We start from the raw sequence: 17,749 nt of genomic DNA, 5'->3' as shown, positions 1-17,749 counted from the left end.
TATGAAGGAGAAATGATTATGGATCTAAGAGCCATCGCTTTTATTTTGTTCATTTTAATGTATGTGATTATGATTGCGAAGCCGAACTGGAAGATCTACGCGATCTGGGGCGTCGCCATCGTCTTTATGCTGGTCGGGATCCTCCGGCCGAATCCGCTGTACATCCTGTCGGTCATCAACTGGAACGTCCTTATGATGATCGGCGGCACGATGCTCGTCGTCTGGTTCTTCATCGAATCGAAGATGCCGAATCTGCTGGCGGATATCATCCTCGATAAGTGTGCAAATGTCATGTGGGTCATCATCCTGATGTCGCTGTTTGCCGGTGCGGTGTCGGCGTTTATCGATAATGTCGCTACCGTCCTCATGATCGCACCGGTGGCACTTGCGGTATGTAAGAAGCTCGATATCTCGCCGGTATCGATGATTCTGTCCATCGCCGTGTCCTCGAATCTGCAGGGTGCGGCGACGCTCGTCGGCGATACGACCTCCATCATGCTCGGTGACTATGCGAACATGAACTTCATGGAGTTCTTCTTCATGCATGGGCGTCCGGGTATTTTCTGGTCCGTCGAGTTCGGTGCACTGATGACGGTACCGGTGATGATTTTTCTCTTCCATAAGTATCGACAGCCGGTGGAGGCCAGCGAGAAGACCGTGGTGACGGATTACTTCCCGACGATCGCCCTGTGTGGTATCGTCGTTGCGCTCATCGTCGCGTCCTTCATCCCGAATACACCGGATATGATCAACGGTATCATCTGTATGACGATCGCGGCGATCTGTATGATCTGTGACTATGCGCGGCATCGGAGTCACCTCAACCTCAAGCATGCGATCGCTTCGGTGGATGCGGATACGCTGCTGATCCTCGCGGGGCTGTTTATCGTGATCCGTGGCATCACGGATGTCGGGATCATCGATGCGGCCGCAGACCTGATCGTACGTGCAGGTGGCAGCAACATCTTCATGCTCTATACGATCATCGTGTGGGGCTCGGTGCTGTTCTCTGCGTTTATCGATAACATCCCGTATGTGGCGACTATGCTGCCGATCATCACGGGCATCTGTCAGCTGCTCGGGATCGAGCCGTATCTTCTGTACTTCGGACTGCTGACCGGCGCGACGCTCGGTGGAAACATTACCCCGATCGGTGCGAGTGCGAATATCACGGCGGTCGGAATGCTGAAGGCCGGTGGCTATGAGGTATCGTTCGGTGATTTCATGAAGATCGGACTGCCGTTTACGCTGGCGGCGGTGCTCACCGGGTATGCGTTTATCTGGGTGTTCTGGGCGTAATTTTTCAGACTTTTCCAGAAAAGGCCCCGGAGGGCCAGCAATTGAAACACAGTACTGCGAGTTCGGAAAACTCTTCGTATGGTTTCAGTTGCTGGTCCTCCGGGGCCTTTACTGTGTTTTGGCTTCGCTATTTGTATGTGGTGAAAAATTATCTGAATTCGTAATTGACAATTAATTAACAAGCATGTATACTACTTGTATCTCGATTGATAATTAATTAACGATAATTAATTATCAATCGGCATGAGATAATTTGATCTATAGTTGTTGCCACAAAAAGGAGATCACACATGAGTAAGGAATTAAAGAATCCGGAGATCGTTAAGGACATGGATTCTCTGCAGGCGAAGATCGCGGTTGTCAGAGAAGCACAGGAGAAGTACGCAAACTTCACACAGGAGCAGGTAGATAAGATTTTCAACGCCGCTGCAACGGCTGCAAACCAGATGCGTATTCCACTTGCTCAGATGGCAGTAGAGGAGACCGGTATGGGTCTCGTCGAGGATAAGGTCATCAAGAACAACTACGCCGCTGAGTATATCTACAACAAGTATAAGAATACGAAGACCTGTGGTGTCATCGATGAGGATCCGGCTTTCGGAACCAAGACGATCGCAGAGCCGCTGGGTCTCGTAGCTGCAGTTATCCCGACGACGAACCCGACGTCGACCGCTATTTTCAAGACGCTGATCTGCTTAAAGACCAGAAATGGTATCATCATCAGCCCGCACCCAAGAGCGAAGAAGTGCACTACTTATGCTGCGAAGGTCGTTCTCGATGCTGCTGTCAAGGCAGGTGCTCCGGAGAACATCATTGGCTGGATCGATGAGCCGTCTCTTGAGATGACGGATGAGATCATGCATGACGCAGACTGCATCCTTGCAACCGGTGGTCCTGGCATGGTAAACGCAGCGTACAGCTCCGGTACACCGGCACTCGGTGTAGGTGCAGGTAATGACCCTTGCATCATCGATTCGACTGCAGATATCCAGATGGCCGTTTCTTCCATCCTTCATTCGAAGACCTTCGACTATGGTATGATCTGTGCTTCTGAGCAGACCTGCACCGTCGTAGCAGATGTGTATGATAAGGTAAAGAAGGAGTTTGAGTACAGAGGTGCGTACTTCCTGAGTAAGGAGGAGAAGGAGAAGGTTGGTAAGGTTATCATCATCAACGGCTCCATGAACGCAAAGATCGTCGGCCAGCCGGCATGGAAGATCGCCGAGATGTGCGGCATCGAGATTCCGCACTCGAAGAAGGTCCTCATCGCAGAGGTGACCGATAACTCGAAGGCAGAGCCGTTCGCACATGAGAAGCTCGCGCCGGTACTTGGTATGTATAAGGCGAAGGATTTTGACTCTGCACTTGTAAGCTGTGAGAAGCTTCTGATGGAGGGCGGTCCTGGACATACTGCTTCCCTCTTCATCGATCCGCGTGAGACCGAGAAGATCGCAAAGCACGCACATGTGATGCATGCCTGCCGTATCCTCCTGAACCAGCCGTCTGCCCTGGGTGGTCTCGGTGATCTTTACAACTTCAAGCTCACTCCGTCTCTGACACTGGGCTGCGGCTCCTACGGTGGAAACTCTGTTTCTGAGAACGTCGGTGTCAAGCACCTGCTGAACTATAAGACTGTGACAGAGAGGAGAGAAAACATGCTCTGGTTCCGTACCCCATCTAAGGTTTACTTCAAGAAGGGCTGCATGCCAGTTGCCCTCGCTGAGTTAAAGGAAGTTTATGATAAGAAGAAGGTGTTCCTCGTAACCGACTCCTTCCTCGATTCTGCAGGATACATCAAGCCGATCACCGACAAGCTCCATGAGCTCGGCATCGACTACCGCGTATTCTCACACGTACAGCCGGATCCTACCCTGGCCAATGCTGAGGAAGGCGCTGAGCAGATGCGTCGTTATCAGCCGGATTGCATCATCGCCTTCGGTGGCGGTTCTGCGATGGATGCCGGTAAGATCATGTGGGTTCTCTATGAGCACCCGGATGTAACCTTCGCCGATATGTCGATGCGTTACATCGATATCCGTAAGAAGGTTTACCAGTTCCCGAAGATGGGTGAGAAGGCACTCTTCGTAGCCATCCCGACCTCTTCTGGTACCGGTTCTGAGGTGACTCCGTTCGCGGTTATCACCGACCAGACCACGGGCACCAAGTACCCGATCACGGACTACGAGCTGCTTCCGAACATGTCGATCATCGATACCGACAACATGATGACACAGCCACGCGGCCTCACCGCTGCATCCGGACTCGATGTTCTCGTACACGCACTCGAGGCATACGCTTCCATGATGGCTACACCGTATACGGATGGTCTCGCTCTTCAGGCGATGAAGCGCGTCTTCGAGTACCTGCCGACTGCTTTTAACGAGCCGACCAATGTCAAGGCCAGAGATGAGATGGCACACGCATCCTGCATGGCAGGTATGGCCTTCGCCAATGCCTTCCTCGGTGTCTGCCACTCCATGGCACACAAGCTCGGTGCTTACCACCACATCCCGCACGGTATCGCAAACGCACTCCTCCTCACCGAGGTTATCCGTTACAATGCGGCGGAGCAGCCACAAAAGATGGGTACCTTCCCTCAGTATGAGTATCCGCACACACTCCACAGATATGCAGAGTGCGCACGTTTCTGCGGTGTCGTTGAGAAGGATGATGCCAAGGCTGTTCAGAAGTTCTGCGATAAGATCGTAGAGCTGAAGCGTACTGTCGGCATCAAGGAGCGCATCCAGGATTACAACGTAACCGAGGAGGATTTCCTGAAGACCCTCGACGAGATGAGCACCAACGCATTCGATGATCAGTGCACCGGCGCAAACCCGAGATACCCGCTGATCTCCGACATCAAGGAGATGTACAAGCTTGCATTCTACGGCAAGGCTTACCAGAAGAACGACGCAACACCAGTCGAGGTTCTTCCTTGCATGGATGAGTACACCGCTTAATCAAATCGTTTGAACCTTGTGGCAACAAGTTCATAAATAAAAGCCGTCCGGATGTTTCCGGGCGGCTTTTTATTGCGGTGTCTTAAGAATTTCGTAAGGGGGTCTGACCCCATAAATTTCAGTTTAGATTCTGTTTAGAAAAAATTAATGGGGTCAGACCCCATAAACTTAAGAGGCGCAATAAACTGGTGCATGGCGGTGAGCCATGATATGATAAATGTGTTGATTCATCGGCACTTCGACAGAGTTTTTTCTGTTCGAGCCGGCAGAAGGTGATTTCTGTTCGGACAGGCAGAGGGTGGCGTTTATGAAGAAGAGAAGGCTGGCGGCGCTGGCGGTCGCCGTCATCGTGGTCGCGCTGATGCTGGAGGCCGGCATTTTAAAATATGTAAATGATCAGATGACATACAGGATCTCTGAGGTGATGCTGGATCGTGTGTTTACGGTACTCGAAAAGAATGACCAGAGTGAAGCGGATATGATCGAATCGCTGAAGTCGGACTATATCGTCCGGGCGCGTGCGGTGTCCTATATCCTGGATGCGAAGCCGGAGGCGGAGCTTGATATCGATGAGCTCCAGCGGATTGGAAAGCTGATTTCGGTGGACGAGATCTACCTTCTGGATCAGACGGGCATGATCTACAGCGGCACGCTCCCGAAGTACTTCGGCTATAATTTCGATACCGGTGCGCAGATGGCTTATTTTAAGCCGATGCTGACAGATAAACAGCTGTCGATGTGCCAGGATGTGACGCCGAATACCGCCGAAGGTAAGGAGATGATGTATGCCATCGTCTGGGATGAAAGTGGCTCGAAGATGATTCAGGTGGGCATCACGCCGAAGCATCTGCTGCAGGAGCTGAAGCAGAACCAGGTTTCCTCTGTGGTGGCTGACATGCCGGTCTATAAGGGCATGGATATCTACGTCGCCGATCCGGAGACGAAGCAGATCGAGGGGGCCACGGACAGTGCGCAGCTCGGCCGGCGTCTCGAGGAGCTCGGCATCGATGCAGAGGCCGCCAGCATTGGCCAGACCATACGAATGGACGCCGCTGTGAAGGGGAAGGCCTGTCGATGCATGCTGCAGCGGGATGCAGATTACCTCGTGGTGATCACGGAGGAGAAGTCGGTGTACCTCGAAAGCAGCTTCGTCGCGATGCTCATCGTCGGGGTGTACCTGATACTCGCGTCGTGTGGCATGATCTATATGCTCGCGGAGGTGATGAAGGAGAAGTACGAGAAGGAGAGGCTGCTCTATACCTCGATGACGGATGAGCTTACGCGCTGCGGGAACCGGCACGCATACGAGACGGATATCGCGAAGCTCGATCTGCAGGATGCCTGGGCCTATCTGTCGATGGATGTGAACGGACTTAAGCAGGTCAATGATACGCGCGGGCACGCGGCTGGCGATGAGCTGATCTGTGCGGCGGCCGAAACGATGAAGCACAGCTTCGCGGATATCGGCAGGGTGTACCGCATCGGCGGCGATGAGTTCGTCGTGATCGTCACCGGGGAGCTGGAGGCGCTGGACGCGCGGCTTCAGGACTTCGACGTGGATGTCGCGCACTGGCAGGGAGAGCTCGTGGACAGCATGAGCATCGCCTGGGGATATGTGCTGAGCACCGAGCACCCGTGGGAAAGCGTCCATGAGATCTCGAAGGCAGCCGATATACGTATGTACGAACGGAAGGCGTACTTCTACCGTGAAAGCGGCGTGGACCGTCGGAAATCATAGGATGAAAAGGCCGTCGTGGCGGGGAGAGCCCCATCACGACGGCCTTAAGAATTTTGTAAGGGGGTCTGACCCCATAAACTTTCACCCATTTATTTCTTTCCGATGGGGATTTGCGTTGAATTCAGCGCCTTGAAAACGGGGATTCCTCTTCCTGGCCTAATGAAAGAAGCACCCGGGCCATATGACTCGGGTGCTTCTGTATGGAGAAAAAATGAATAAGTAAAATAACGCGTTACGCGACCTTCACTGCGAGGCCGGCGGCATTCAGTGCTCTCTCGAGTACCGGGATGACGATGCAGACCGCGATCATCTTCGCGCAGTCACCTGGCAGGAACGGGATCACACACGCACCGAGCGCGCCACCGAGTGTCGCCATGGCAGCATTGCCCTGCGCACCCATGAGGTACATGAACCAGGCGGTTCCGAAGATATAGAGGATCACCTCGCCGGCGAGCTGTGCGACGAAGAGAAGCAGGTACTTCTGGCCGCCCTTCTGCTCACGACCGAACCTGTGGTAGATGAGGCCGGTCAGGAATGCGAGGAAAAGATAACCGATGAGGTAACCGGAGGACGGCTTCACGAAGGAACCGAAGCCACCGCTGTAGCCGGCGAAGACCGGAAGACCGAAGGCACCGAGCAGAAGATAGATCAGCACGGAAAGGGTACCGTACTTCGCACCGAGCAGCGCACCGGCGAAGGCCGCCGCGAGGGTCGCGAGGGAAATCGGAACACCACCTGGAAGCGGGATGGACATCGGAGACAGTACACAGAGAAGTGCTGCACATAAAGCCGTCAGGGTCAGAGTTTTCGTGGTTGTATTCGTCATAAGAAGTTAACCTCACTTTTTTCACAAGTTTACAGAACGTGAAAATTATAAGAAGTTAACCCGCAGATGTCAATAGGTTGCCAGCGAAAGTCAATGATTAACTGCGCTCGAGTTGCTATGGTGGAGTTTTATTCGATGAACGACATGATGAATCTAAGAGAAAACGCCCCAGAAAGTTACATGTCTGGAGCGTTTCATCATAGAAGGATATAATGTGTGTGAAAATGTGGTTAATAGCCATATGCCAAGGTTCCGCCATCGACGGCATAGTCCTGCCCGTTGATATAGGAGCCGTGTGGTCCGATCAGGAAAGCTGCGAGGGCGCCGAGGTCCTTTGTGTCTCCGAAATTATGCACCGGAATACGGTTCAGGATCTGCTGACGACGCTTGTCATCCATGACTTCATCGAGCATCTTACTGTGGAACCAGCCTGGCGCGATAGAGTTCACAGTGATGTTGTCGTTCGCCCATTCGATGGCGAGACCGCGTGTGAGGCCGAGTACGGCAGCTTTGCTGGTACAGTATGGAACGACCAAAGTGAATCCCAGGTGCGCACTCATGCTGGAAATGTTGATGATTCGTCCTTTATTCTTGCTTTTTTTCAGATATGGATAGAGAATTTGCGACATAAGGAATGCACACTTCACGTTGGTGTTTAATACTCGTTCGAATTCCTCTTCCGGAATATCCTGTGCAACGCATTTGTAGGTTGCACCGGCATTATTTACAAGAAAATCTAGGCAGCCGTCGTGCTTTTCTGCGAGCTCGGCTACGAGTTTCTGCATACCAGCTTTATCCGTGATATCGCCTTTGATGTGGATTGTGCCTGGAACGCTATTCGGACAGTCGTCCTTCACGTGCCCTGTTCTTGAAATAATATATACGGTTGCACCCTGTAGTGCCAGCTGATTCGCGATATCCAGACCGATGCCGCTTGAACCTCCGGTGACAATACCGGCTAAGCCATGTAAATCTCCCATATGAAACCTCCTGATTATGGGCGGACTGCCACGGAGTTCACATGCTTGGATGCATCCGAATATCCGGTGGCAACATAAAACGCCTTTTGTTTAACCCTTATATTCCTGACAAATGTAATTATGACAGGCGTGCTCGATCAGATCCCAGTCAAGTTCCACGCCGACACCCGGTTTATCCTGCGGTACATGGATGATGCCGTTTTCATCGATCGGCAGGTCACCCTTCATCGGCAGACGGTAGTTATCCTCCGGCACGAAGTACTCGAAGTACTTGCAGTTCTTGATTGCGCAGCTGACGTGCAGGTTTGCCATATCCATGTAGTTCATGGTCGTGGTATGGATTTCGACATTGAGACCGAAGGCTTCCGCGAGATGCGCGATCTTCAGGGTGCCGGTGATACCGTCCTTCCAGGAGACATCGGCACGGACGATGTCCGCCGCATGCTGGTTGATGACCTGTGCCACGCCCCAGTGACAGCCTCGCGTGGTTTCGGTCGCGGCGATCGGAATATCCAGGGTCTTACAGAGCTCGGTGTACTTATACAGTTCGAAATCACGGAACGGCTCCTCGAACCACTCAAAGTTAAGGCGTTCCAACTGGCGGCCGACACGGACCGCTTCATCGATTGTGTAATCACCGACCGGATCCGTCATTAGTGCATAATCCGGACCGACGGCATCACGTACCGCCTGATGCACCTGCATATCGAACTCGACCGGTCCGGCCGGGTGCATCTTATAGCCCTTGATACCCTTGCTCTTATAGAAGAGAGCTTCATCGATGTAATCCTGGATGCCCGGCAGGAAGTTGGAGCTTGCATAGACCGGCAGGCTGTCACGATATGCACCGATGTACTTATAAAGTGGAAGATTTGCTTCCTTCGCGCAGATGTCCCACAGTGCGACATCGACTGGACCTGGCAGGAACACAGGGAAGAAGGCTTCGTGGCGGTCAATGATCCAGAGCTCCTGGAAGATGGCTTCGCGGTCATGCGGATCGCGGCCGAGCACGACCGGTGCCACGGTTTCATTTAAGTAGGATTCAGAAACAGCGCCGGAGCGTGCGGCCATGCAGGTCGCGATGCCCTCGATGCCGGTATCGGTCGTCAGTTTGATGACCAGGACATCCCAGCCCATCTTTGCGCCACCCTGGCGCTTCTCGTCAAATAAGCACTTGCCACGCTCAACCCACCAGGATTCAAATTTTGTGATAATCATAATGGTTCTCCTTCATATTATTTCGTGTGATGATTTTCGAAACGATGACCCAGATTTTTTTCAAGAAGTGACAGGAGAAGCGCGACGCTTTCGCTGTCGGTCGAAGCATCCGGGAGAATAAGTGCGCGATTCTGCATGTAGTAAAGATAAGTTTCTTTGCCACGTGCATAAGCGCTGTTGATACGATTCCAGTCGACGGATGCGTGCTCCTGTCCACGCTGAATCCAGATACCTAGCTGAGTGAAACCTACCGTATAGGCATCCTGTGGTGTTTCGCTCAGCTCCATAGCCATCGTCTGGCGATGCACGCTATACCAGTATTGCAGGACATAAACGAATGGGATGATGAACCCGATAAAGGCGTAGATTGCTGCAAATTTTGGCATGCCGGCCATGAAGTGACACCATCCGAAAAGGATGAGGAGCAGTGCGAATATAAGGACCTTCAGCAGGCGGTGCCCACGAATTAATCCGTTATAAAAAGAAAAGCCTCGAAAATCAGCAGCAGACAGGCGTGAATGGATGACCAGTAAATTATCTTCTGTAGTATGCATGGCGGCTCCTTTGAAACGTTTTAATTAATCTGTACTTTTTATACTATCATCATGGACGAAAAATGTAAATACAAAAGAAAAATGACGGAACGCTTCGGTGGGACCACCGTTATATGACGGCAAAATGGATAATGAAACGTTATGTTATCGACAAAAATACAGCAATACGAACAATAAAAATGTTGACAGAATGCTGCTTTCGAATTAATCTATAAACATCACATGAAACGTTTCACAGTGGATAGAGAAACGTTTAACCACAAATTTCAGGAGGACAGTATGAAAAAGAAACTCATTGCGATGGTAATGGCATCAACGATGGTTGCCAGCCTGGCAGCCTGTGGATCATCCAAGGCACCGGAGACGACCACAGCGGCAAAGGCTGCAGAGACAACTGCAGCAGCAACTGCCGCAGCGACAGAAACAACCGCAGCTGAAGCAGAAAAGACAGAAGCCGCTACAGAGGGCGATAGTGTTGAGATTCCGACGCTTCAGGATATTCTTGAGTGGGAGAAGGACCCGAAGTGCGAGATCGTTTACAAGTATGGCGAGCTCAATCCAGATGACAACATTAATACCAGAGCGGGTTATGTATTCTCGAAGTATGTACATGATATGTCCGATGGCCGTATCGTCGTAGAAGTGAATTCGGCATCGACGCTGGGTGATGAGAAGACCTGTCTCAATTCTCTGCAGATGGGTGGCGGAACCGTTGATATGTATCGCGGAAATACAAACTCACTTTCTGACTACGGATTTAAGAAGCTGAATATGTTTGGCCTTCCATTCATTTTCAAGAGCCGTGACGATATGTATAAGGTACTTGAGGATGCAGAGCTCGGACAGGCATTCCTAGATGAGGGTGCAGAGGTTGGTGCTGGCATGGTTGGTGTCGCCTACACCGATGAGGGAGCACGTAACCTGTTTACAAGAAATGAGATCAAGGGCCTTTCGGATGTAAAGGGAATGAAGATCAGAGTTCCAGAGACACAGCTCATGATGGATACCATGAAGGCACTGGGTGCAGAGCCTACGCCTATTTCGTACAGTGAGCTTTATACATCGCTTCAGTCCGGCGTCGTAGATGGTGCTGAGAATGGTTATCCTGGATACTACTCCAACAAGTTCTATGAGGTTGCACCTTACTACCTCCTTTCCAAGCACACCTTCTCTCCTGGAATCATTCTGATGGCACAGGCGAAGTGGGATGCACTTTCTGCAGATGATCAGAAGCTCCTTCGTGAGGCTGGTCAGAAGGCAACGGATTGGGACAGAAGCCAGATCGAGCAGGAAGAGGTTGAGCTTAAGCAGAAACTTGAAGGCCTCGGCGTTACCGTTATCGATATGAGCGCAGAGGATATCGCTACCGCACAGGAAGCCTGCAAGTCTGTATGGGCTCAGTATACAGAGGGCATCGAGGATCTTCTTCAGAAGATGCAGGATGTGCAGAACTAAAGATATCGTTCGCAGGAGGATGACGCATGAAAAAGTTTTATGACACAGTATACTGGCTGTTTATGTCATTCTGTAAAGTCGTATTTATGATTTCTATCTGCATTACCAGTTATGTCGTTTTTTGCCGATATATTTTACACAAGACACCACGATGGGGGGAGCAGTCGATACTGTTGTGCATGGTTTATATGGCTTTGATCAGTGCATCTCTTGCGGTTCGGACCGATACGCATCTGCGTGTCATGCTGGTAGATTTCATATTACCGAAGCCGGTAGTGGAGTTTCTGAAGATGCTGAGTCAGTTTATGATTTTCGGCTTTTCGACATTCATGATTATTTATGGATTCAAATTCTGCACACTTATGGCGAAGAGCACACTTTCGGGTATTCAGGTTCCGCAGTCAGTACTCTATGGTGCGGTTCCGATGGCGGGTGTGTGTATGCTGCTGATGCAGAGTGAACGATTTTTCCTGTTCATTCTGAAAAAGCAGAATAAGATCCCACAGGCCTACCTCGACCTGTGGGCACAGCAGGAAGCGGAAAGAAAGGCAGAAGAAGAACGAAATGCATGTGCGCTTGAAAATGCCCGTAAGATAAGGGAATCTGCGGCGAGAGAGGAGGCGAAGAACCATGCCTAATACAACCGTGGCGACAGCCATGCTGATCATTATGTTCTTTGGCTTTATCTTTTTGCGCATGCCGATTGCTTATGCCATCGGTGTGGCATCGGTCATTACGATGATGTATCTCCAGCTTCCGCTGATGCAGGTGGTACAGCTCATGGTAAAGGGCGTCTTTTCCTTTTCACTCATGGCGGTTCCGTTCTTTATCGTTTCCGGTGAAATCATGGGAAAGGGCGGTATATCGGATAAGCTGATTGAACTGTCTGATGCGCTGGTAGGATGGATTCGTGGTGGTCTTGCGATGGTAAACATCGTTGCATCACTGTTCTTCGGAGGTATTTCCGGTTCATCTGCAGCGGATACAGCATCCCTTGGTACGATTCTGATTCCGATGATGGTGAAGCAGGGCTATGATGATGACTTTTCGACGGATGTCACGATGGCAAGTTCTGTCGAGGGTATCCTGATCCCGCCTAGCCACAACATGGTAATCTATTCCACAGTGGCCGGAAGTGTATCGGTCGGACGGCTGTTCCTGGCAGGCTTTGCGCCTGGTGTATGTCTCGGTGTCGTACTGATGATCTACAGCTACTATATTTCTGTCAAGCGGAATTATCCGAAGGGAACACCATTTAATGTAAAGCATCTTCTGAAGACGGCAGGTTCTGCAGTCTGGGGAATGTTTACGGTCATGATTGTTGTTGTCGGCGTTGTAGCCGGTATCTTTACAGCGACCGAGTCTGCCGCAATCGCCGTTGACTGGTCACTGATCGTATCCTTCTTCATTTACAGGAAGATGAACTTCAAGGATTTCTGGCAGGTGCTGGAGAATGCACTGAATACGCTTGCGATCGTACTGATTCTGATCTCTACCTCGAGCGCATTTGGCTGGCTGCTCACCTACCTCAAGGTTCCAGCGATGATTTCGGGGGCCATTCTCGGATTTACGACGAATAAGTATCTGATTCTCATCATGATGAATATTCTGATGCTGATCTTCGGAACGATGATGGACATGAGTGTTATTATCCTGGTTTTAACACCGATTCTTCTTCCGATCGCTACACAGATTGGTATCGATCCGGTACATTTCGGTGTCATCATGATCACGAACCTGGGCATTGGTCTCGTAACACCACCAGTAGGATCCACCCTGTTTATCGGTGCTGCGATTTCGAAGATTCCACTCGAGAGACTCTCGAAGAGTATGTTACCGTTCTATGTCTGCATGCTGGTCGTTCTGATCATCGTGACGTATATCCCGGCGTTCTGTATGACACTTCCGAATCTGATTATGCCGGTCATGGGATAATGACGTGAATCGATAAGTACATATGTGGTTTTGGAATGCTGCTGATATGCCTTGACGGCATTTCGGCAGCATTTTTCATTTTAAAACAGAGCTTGTGAAAGGAAAAATAAACGATGTCAAAGCAATGGAATACAGATGAAGAAATGTTTGCACTGATGAAGGAGAAGCTGTATACCCCGGTGGTCGGTGATATTCTCGACCAGATGGGCTACTCGCATCAGTTTTTACCGGCGGAAATTCGTCCACTGGAATCCATGATTCCGGCGGATGCCTATATCGACCGAAGCGAGCCGGATAATCGCTTAAAGCTGGCGGGTTATGCATGTACGGTTCTCGAAAATGATGTGTTTGAACCGCCGAAGAAGCCGTTCGGACTGCTCACTGAGGCGCTCGATCAGCTGCAGCCGAATGAGATATATGTGGCGACGGGTGCGCATAACTCGGCACTGTGGGGCGAGCTGCTGACTGCGACCGCGAAGACGAGAGGTGCCGTGGGGGCCGTTCTCGATGGCTATTCCAGAGATACACCTCAGGTGCTGAGCCAGAACTTCCCGGTTTTCTGCCGTGCGACCTGGGCGCAGGACAGCTCGATTCGGACCTATGTGTTCCAGTATCGCTGCCCGATCGAGATCGGACAGGTGACCATCCATGATGGAGACCTCGTGTTCGGTGATATCGATGGCGTGCTGATCATTCCGAAGGAAGTGAAGGATGAGGTCATCGAAAAGGCGCTTGAGAAGGCGGCCGGCGAGAAGCTCGTGCGGAAGGCCATCGAGGGCGGCATGACGGCGACGGCAGCATTTGAGAAGTTTGGCATCCTGTAAACAGATGGGGCGGATGCGTGCATTTCGGCAGAAGACATCTGATTGCCTGATTTTATCGGATCAGAATTTCGTGCGTGGAAATCGGCATCTGCTCCATTTTTTAAATGGAGATTTGGAGGAACGATGGATTACCGGGTGTTCCAGATTGATGAAAAGGATAATGTAGCCACGGCGCTGACGGAGATTCCGAAGGGCGCGACGGCGGAGATCATCGGAGAAGCAGAGATGCATGAGATTTATGCGGTCGATGCGATTCCGGTGGGGCATAAAATCGCGCTTCGCGACATTCAGAAGGACGAGCCCATCGTGAAGTACGGGGTGGTCATTGGCAGTGCGAACGCCGACATTGGCCGCGGTACCTGGGTGCATCTTCATGTGATGCACTCGAATTATGATGAGCGCTCCAGTCATCTGGATGCGGTCACCGGTGCACCGAAGGATACGAAGTATGAGTAGGACGGACGAGATGAAAAGATTGGAAGAACTGTCCTGGATGGGATATCAGCGAAAGGATGGACGGCTCGGCATCCGAAACCGCGTGCTGGTCATCTATACCGTGAAGTGTGCCGAGTTTGTGGCGCAGAAAATCGTAGAGCGCGCCGATCATCTGGACGTCGAGCTGATCGGCTTCCCGGGCTGCACGGATAATCAGTATGCGGTCAATATGCTGATCAGCATGATTCGGCATCCGAACATCGGAGCAGTGCTGGCGGTGGGGCTCGGCTGTGAGTATATCCAGCCAGAGTGGCTAGCGGACATCGCGACGAAGGAAGGGAAGCTGAGTCACTGGATGTTTATTCAGAAGGAAGGCGGTACGCAGTCGACGATCGAAAAGGGACTCGACTGGGTGGAATGGGCGCTGAAGCAGCTGCAGGACACGCCACGCGCGGAGATGCGCTTAAAGGATCTCGTGATCGGTGCAGAGTGCGGAGGCTCGGATTATACCTCGGGGCTCGCGGGCAATGCAGTCGTCGGGCGCTTTTATGACAAGCTGGTAGATCTCGGCGGCACGGCGATCTTCGAGGAGATCGTCGAGGCCATCGGGCTTCGCGATATGCTGGTGAACCGCGGTGAAACAGAAGAGGTACGACAGCAACTGTCCTATACCTATGACAAGATGCTGGACTACTGTAAATCTGTGCGACAGTACTCGATCAGCCCAGGGAATTTCGCGGGGGGTCTCACGACGATCGAAGAAAAGTCGATGGGCGCGCTGGTGAAGAGTGGTTCCCGGTCGATTCAGGGTGTGACGAAGGTGGCGGTGCCACCGACGAAGCCGGGACTCTGGCTGCTGGATTCGACACCGGATCCGTACTGGATGCAGTTCGGTATCACAAATCCGAATGATAATGAGGGACTGATGGATCTTATCAGCTGTGGTGCACACATCGTGTTTCTCGTGACCGGACGCGGCAGCGTCGTCGGCAGTGCGGTTTCCCCGTGCATCAAGATCACTGGAAACCATGCGACCTTCGAGCGGATGTCGGAGGATATGGAGTTCGATGCGAGCCCGATTCTCACCGGTGAGAAGAGTCGGGATGCGATGGCGGAGGCACTTGCGGTGCATGTGGCGGAGATCGCCTCCGGCGTGCTCAGTAAATCCGAAGCGATGGGACATAAGGAGTTTTATATCCCATATAAGTATCAGGATAAGAACATACCACCGAAGGCATGTGAACAGTAAAGTGAAGAAAGAGGGATTAACCTAAGGAGGAGAGAATATGGCGGCATTTACCGAGGAAGAGATGAAGAGATTCAGAATGCAGAGCTGGTATGACCTCGATGGAGAGGTGGCCATCGTTACGGGTGGTGCGTCCGGACTGGGCCTCGCCATCGTGCGCTGTCTCGTTTCGGCAGGCGCAGAAGTGGCGGTGGTAGCATCGAGATCACCGGAAGCGGCAGCGGAAACTCTTGCAGAATTCGGCGAGAAGGTACGCTACTATCAGCATGACATTACGGATACGGGGCATGCGGATGCACTGGTGGAGCAGGTTGTGAAGGATTTCGGAAAGGTGACGATCCTGGTGAACAACGCCGGCAACCACTGCAAGAAGTATATCTGGGATATGACGGTCGAGGACTATAAGTCGGTACTTGATGTGCATCTCGTGGGCTCCTTCGCGATGTCGAAGGCAGTCGCGCCTTACTTTAAGGAGCAGCGTCACGGACGCATCATTTTCCAGGCATCGATGACCTCGTATATCGGACAGCCACAGGTATGTGGCTATGCGACGGCGAAGGCGGGCTTCCTCGGCATGATCCATGTGCTGACGGCAGAGCTTGCAGAGTATGGTGTGACCGTAAACGCCATCGCACCGGGCTGGATCGATACCCCGATGTTCCATAAGGCGGTCGATAACGATCCACCTCGTCTCGCGAAGATCTTAGGCCGTATTCCGGCGAAGAGTGTCGGAGATCCGATGGATATCGGTATGGTCACAGCGTTCCTGTGCAGTAAGGCGGCGCGTTATATTTCCGGCTCCTGCATCCCGGTCGACGGTGGTGCGCTGATCGGCTTTTAAGGAGGTACAGAAGATGAAATTACAGCATACATTTTCAGAAGAGCTTTTTTTGACGAATGAAACCGGTCGGACGCTCTATCACAAGTACGCAGAGCCGTTGCCAATCATCGATTATCACTGCCATATCTCTCCGAAGGATATGTACGAAAATAAGGAATTCGAGGACCTCGGCGAGATGTGGCTCGAGGGTGATCACTATAAGTGGAGGGCGATGCGTACCTTTGGAATCGATGAGAAGCTCATCACTGGGAAGGAGACCTCCTTCCATGAGAAGTATCTCGCGTTTGCGAAGGTGCTGCCGAAGATGATCGGCAATCCGATCTATATCTGGTGCGCACTGGAGCTGAAGCGTTACTTCGACATCGCTGAGCCGCTCTGTGAGGAGAATGCAGAGGAAATCTACCAGAAGACGAAGGCGCTGATTCGTGAAAAGCATATGACGCGTCAGTGGTGCATGGAGCACAGTAATGTGCGTCTGGTATCGACGACCGAGGATCCAATCGATGATTTAAAGTATCATAAGCTCCTGCAGCAGGATCCAAACTGTAAGGTGCGTGTCATTACGGCCTTCCGTCCGGATAAGGCGATGTTCCTCACACTCGACACCTTTGATGACTATTTACAGAAGCTTGCTGCAGCGGCAGAGACAGAGATCACGAGCTTTCGGACGATGCTGGACGCGCTGGATCAGCGGCTTCAGTACTTTCGTGCGGTGACGGAAACCACAGTTTCAGATGATGGTATTCCTAATTTTACCTGGAGCGATTATACTGAAGAGGAAATCGAAGCAATCTTCCAGAAGGCAAGACGGAATGAGGCGCTGACGGTACATGAGGTGGACCAGTATCAGAGTGCGTTCCTGGTGGAGATGGGCAGGCTCTATCATAAGGAAGGCTATGTCATGCAGCTTCACATCGGTACCTATCTCGATGCGAACACCACTGGCGTGCAGCGGGTCGGACAGTCGACCGGCTTTGACTGTACCGATGACCAGTGTGCGGTGACCTCGGTCGGTGAGATCCTGAATCGTCTGACCATCCTGGGCGAGCTTCCGAAGACACTGCTCTATCCACTGGATGGAACGAAGATTGAGACCTGGGCTGTCCTTGCGGCCGGCTTCTGCGACAGTGGAACCGTAGCGAAGGTACAGCTGGCGGCACCGTGGTGGTTCAACGACCAGCAGTTCGGTATCGACCGCCAGTTCAGAAGCTGTGCGAACCTCTATCCGGTCGCACTGTCCGTCGGTATGCTGACGGATTCCCGATCCTTTATTTCCTATCCGCGTCATGAGCTCTATCGCAGAGTGCTCTGCAATTATCTGGGTGAGCTCTGTGAGCGGGGTGAGTACTTCGGCTCAGAGCAGAATCTGAAGGAAGTAATCGAAGGCATCTGCTTCGAAAATGCAAATCAGTACTTCGGATTTAATGTAGGTAAGTAA

At 51.8% G+C, this 17,749-nt stretch carries 14 protein-coding genes and 1 pseudogene; 11 read left to right on the top strand and 4 right to left on the bottom strand.

The annotated features are described in order from the left end of the window. Nucleotides 1-18 precede the first annotated feature (18 nt). The 3 genes and pseudogenes from ACTQ52_RS01250 to ACTQ52_RS01240 all read left to right on the top strand — a co-directional run bounded on the left by ACTQ52_RS01250 (nucleotide 19) and on the right by ACTQ52_RS01240 (nucleotide 5,997). Complete coding sequence (locus ACTQ52_RS01250) at nucleotides 19-1,299, top strand: SLC13 family permease (RefSeq protein ID WP_410043139.1); 1,281 nt, start codon at nucleotides 19-21, stop codon at nucleotides 1,297-1,299. Nucleotides 1,300-1,589: 290 nt separating this feature from the next. Next, nucleotides 1,590-4,193: pseudogene (adhE, locus tag ACTQ52_RS01245) on the top strand (bifunctional acetaldehyde-CoA/alcohol dehydrogenase); the annotation flags it as partial. Nucleotides 4,194-4,566: 373 nt separating this feature from the next. Continuing rightward, on the top strand, nucleotides 4,567-5,997 hold the full coding sequence (locus tag ACTQ52_RS01240) for a GGDEF domain-containing protein (protein ID WP_441981548.1): 1,431 nt from the start codon (nucleotides 4,567-4,569) through the stop codon (nucleotides 5,995-5,997). Nucleotides 5,998-6,229: 232 nt separating this feature from the next. Here the strand turns inward: ACTQ52_RS01240 and ACTQ52_RS01235 are convergent, their stop codons facing one another. The 4 genes from ACTQ52_RS01235 to ACTQ52_RS01220 form a co-directional block, all read right to left on the bottom strand. Then, nucleotides 6,230-6,823, bottom strand: coding sequence for a biotin transporter BioY (locus ACTQ52_RS01235; RefSeq protein ID WP_441226737.1), 594 nt, complete (start codon nucleotides 6,821-6,823; stop codon nucleotides 6,230-6,232). Nucleotides 6,824-7,053: 230 nt separating this feature from the next. Next, a complete protein-coding gene (locus tag ACTQ52_RS01230) occupies nucleotides 7,054-7,803 on the bottom strand; it encodes an SDR family NAD(P)-dependent oxidoreductase (RefSeq protein WP_441981547.1) in 750 nt (249 codons plus the stop codon). A 90-nt stretch (nucleotides 7,804-7,893) separates the two neighbouring features. Then, nucleotides 7,894-9,021: an enolase C-terminal domain-like protein gene (locus tag ACTQ52_RS01225; protein WP_441981546.1), complete on the bottom strand. Its 1,128-nt coding sequence runs from the start codon at nucleotides 9,019-9,021 to the stop codon at nucleotides 7,894-7,896. 17 nt (nucleotides 9,022-9,038) lie between these two features. Beyond that, nucleotides 9,039-9,575 carry a hypothetical protein gene (locus ACTQ52_RS01220; RefSeq protein ID WP_441981545.1) on the bottom strand — a complete coding sequence of 179 codons (537 nt, stop codon included), beginning with the start codon at nucleotides 9,573-9,575 and terminating at the stop codon, nucleotides 9,039-9,041. 279 nt (nucleotides 9,576-9,854) lie between these two features. Here ACTQ52_RS01220 and ACTQ52_RS01215 point away from each other — a divergent pair, with 279 nt between their 5' ends. From ACTQ52_RS01215 to uxaC, 8 genes are all read left to right on the top strand, one after another. Beyond that, on the top strand, nucleotides 9,855-11,030 hold the full coding sequence (locus ACTQ52_RS01215; protein WP_441981544.1) for a TRAP transporter substrate-binding protein: 1,176 nt from the start codon (nucleotides 9,855-9,857) through the stop codon (nucleotides 11,028-11,030). A 26-nt stretch (nucleotides 11,031-11,056) separates the two neighbouring features. Then, entirely contained in the window at nucleotides 11,057-11,668 is a 612-nt protein-coding gene (locus ACTQ52_RS01210) for a TRAP transporter small permease (RefSeq protein ID WP_441981543.1), read from the top strand. Next, entirely contained in the window at nucleotides 11,661-12,965 is a 1,305-nt protein-coding gene (locus ACTQ52_RS01205; protein WP_441981542.1) for a TRAP transporter large permease, read from the top strand. Before ACTQ52_RS01210 ends, ACTQ52_RS01205 begins: the two co-directional genes overlap by 8 nt. A 113-nt stretch (nucleotides 12,966-13,078) precedes the next feature. Continuing rightward, the gene (locus ACTQ52_RS01200; protein ID WP_441981541.1) at nucleotides 13,079-13,789 is read left to right on the top strand and encodes an RraA family protein; all 711 of its coding nucleotides are present in this window, start codon (nucleotides 13,079-13,081) and stop codon (nucleotides 13,787-13,789) included. A 123-nt stretch (nucleotides 13,790-13,912) separates the two neighbouring features. Further along, the gene (locus tag ACTQ52_RS01195; protein ID WP_441981540.1) at nucleotides 13,913-14,245 is read left to right on the top strand and encodes a UxaA family hydrolase; all 333 of its coding nucleotides are present in this window, start codon (nucleotides 13,913-13,915) and stop codon (nucleotides 14,243-14,245) included. A gap of 10 nt (nucleotides 14,246-14,255) precedes the next feature. Continuing rightward, nucleotides 14,256-15,473, top strand: coding sequence for a UxaA family hydrolase (locus ACTQ52_RS01190; protein WP_441981539.1), 1,218 nt, complete (start codon nucleotides 14,256-14,258; stop codon nucleotides 15,471-15,473). Between the two features lie 37 nt (nucleotides 15,474-15,510). Beyond that, nucleotides 15,511-16,311: an SDR family NAD(P)-dependent oxidoreductase gene (locus tag ACTQ52_RS01185; RefSeq protein ID WP_441981538.1), complete on the top strand. Its 801-nt coding sequence runs from the start codon at nucleotides 15,511-15,513 to the stop codon at nucleotides 16,309-16,311. Between the two features lie 13 nt (nucleotides 16,312-16,324). Beyond that, a complete protein-coding gene (gene uxaC / locus ACTQ52_RS01180) occupies nucleotides 16,325-17,749 on the top strand; it encodes a glucuronate isomerase (protein ID WP_441981537.1) in 1,425 nt (474 codons plus the stop codon).

The organism is Oribacterium sp. Sow4_G1_1 (assembly GCF_052116105.1).
Taxonomy (GTDB): domain Bacteria; phylum Bacillota; class Clostridia; order Lachnospirales; family Lachnospiraceae; genus Oribacterium.
This window is presented reverse-complemented; position numbering and strand designations above follow the sequence as displayed.

Bases quoted from the DNA above. Each gene is read 5' to 3' on its own strand.
- ACTQ52_RS01250 (WP_410043139.1), top strand. From the start codon at position 19: ATGGATCTAAGAGCCATCGCTTTTATTTTGTTCATTTTAATGTATGTG.
- ACTQ52_RS01240 (WP_441981548.1), top strand. From the start codon at position 4,567: ATGAAGAAGAGAAGGCTGGCGGCGCTGGCGGTCGCCGTCATCGTGGTC.
- ACTQ52_RS01235 (WP_441226737.1), bottom strand. From the start codon at position 6,823: ATGACGAATACAACCACGAAAACTCTGACCCTGACGGCTTTATGTGCA.
- ACTQ52_RS01230 (WP_441981547.1), bottom strand. From the start codon at position 7,803: ATGGGAGATTTACATGGCTTAGCCGGTATTGTCACCGGAGGTTCAAGC.
- ACTQ52_RS01225 (WP_441981546.1), bottom strand. From the start codon at position 9,021: ATGATTATCACAAAATTTGAATCCTGGTGGGTTGAGCGTGGCAAGTGC.
- ACTQ52_RS01220 (WP_441981545.1), bottom strand. From the start codon at position 9,575: ATGCATACTACAGAAGATAATTTACTGGTCATCCATTCACGCCTGTCT.
- ACTQ52_RS01215 (WP_441981544.1), top strand. From the start codon at position 9,855: ATGAAAAAGAAACTCATTGCGATGGTAATGGCATCAACGATGGTTGCC.
- ACTQ52_RS01210 (WP_441981543.1), top strand. From the start codon at position 11,057: ATGAAAAAGTTTTATGACACAGTATACTGGCTGTTTATGTCATTCTGT.
- ACTQ52_RS01205 (WP_441981542.1), top strand. From the start codon at position 11,661: ATGCCTAATACAACCGTGGCGACAGCCATGCTGATCATTATGTTCTTT.
- ACTQ52_RS01200 (WP_441981541.1), top strand. From the start codon at position 13,079: ATGTCAAAGCAATGGAATACAGATGAAGAAATGTTTGCACTGATGAAG.
- ACTQ52_RS01195 (WP_441981540.1), top strand. From the start codon at position 13,913: ATGGATTACCGGGTGTTCCAGATTGATGAAAAGGATAATGTAGCCACG.
- ACTQ52_RS01190 (WP_441981539.1), top strand. From the start codon at position 14,256: ATGAAAAGATTGGAAGAACTGTCCTGGATGGGATATCAGCGAAAGGAT.
- ACTQ52_RS01185 (WP_441981538.1), top strand. From the start codon at position 15,511: ATGGCGGCATTTACCGAGGAAGAGATGAAGAGATTCAGAATGCAGAGC.
- uxaC (WP_441981537.1), top strand. From the start codon at position 16,325: ATGAAATTACAGCATACATTTTCAGAAGAGCTTTTTTTGACGAATGAA.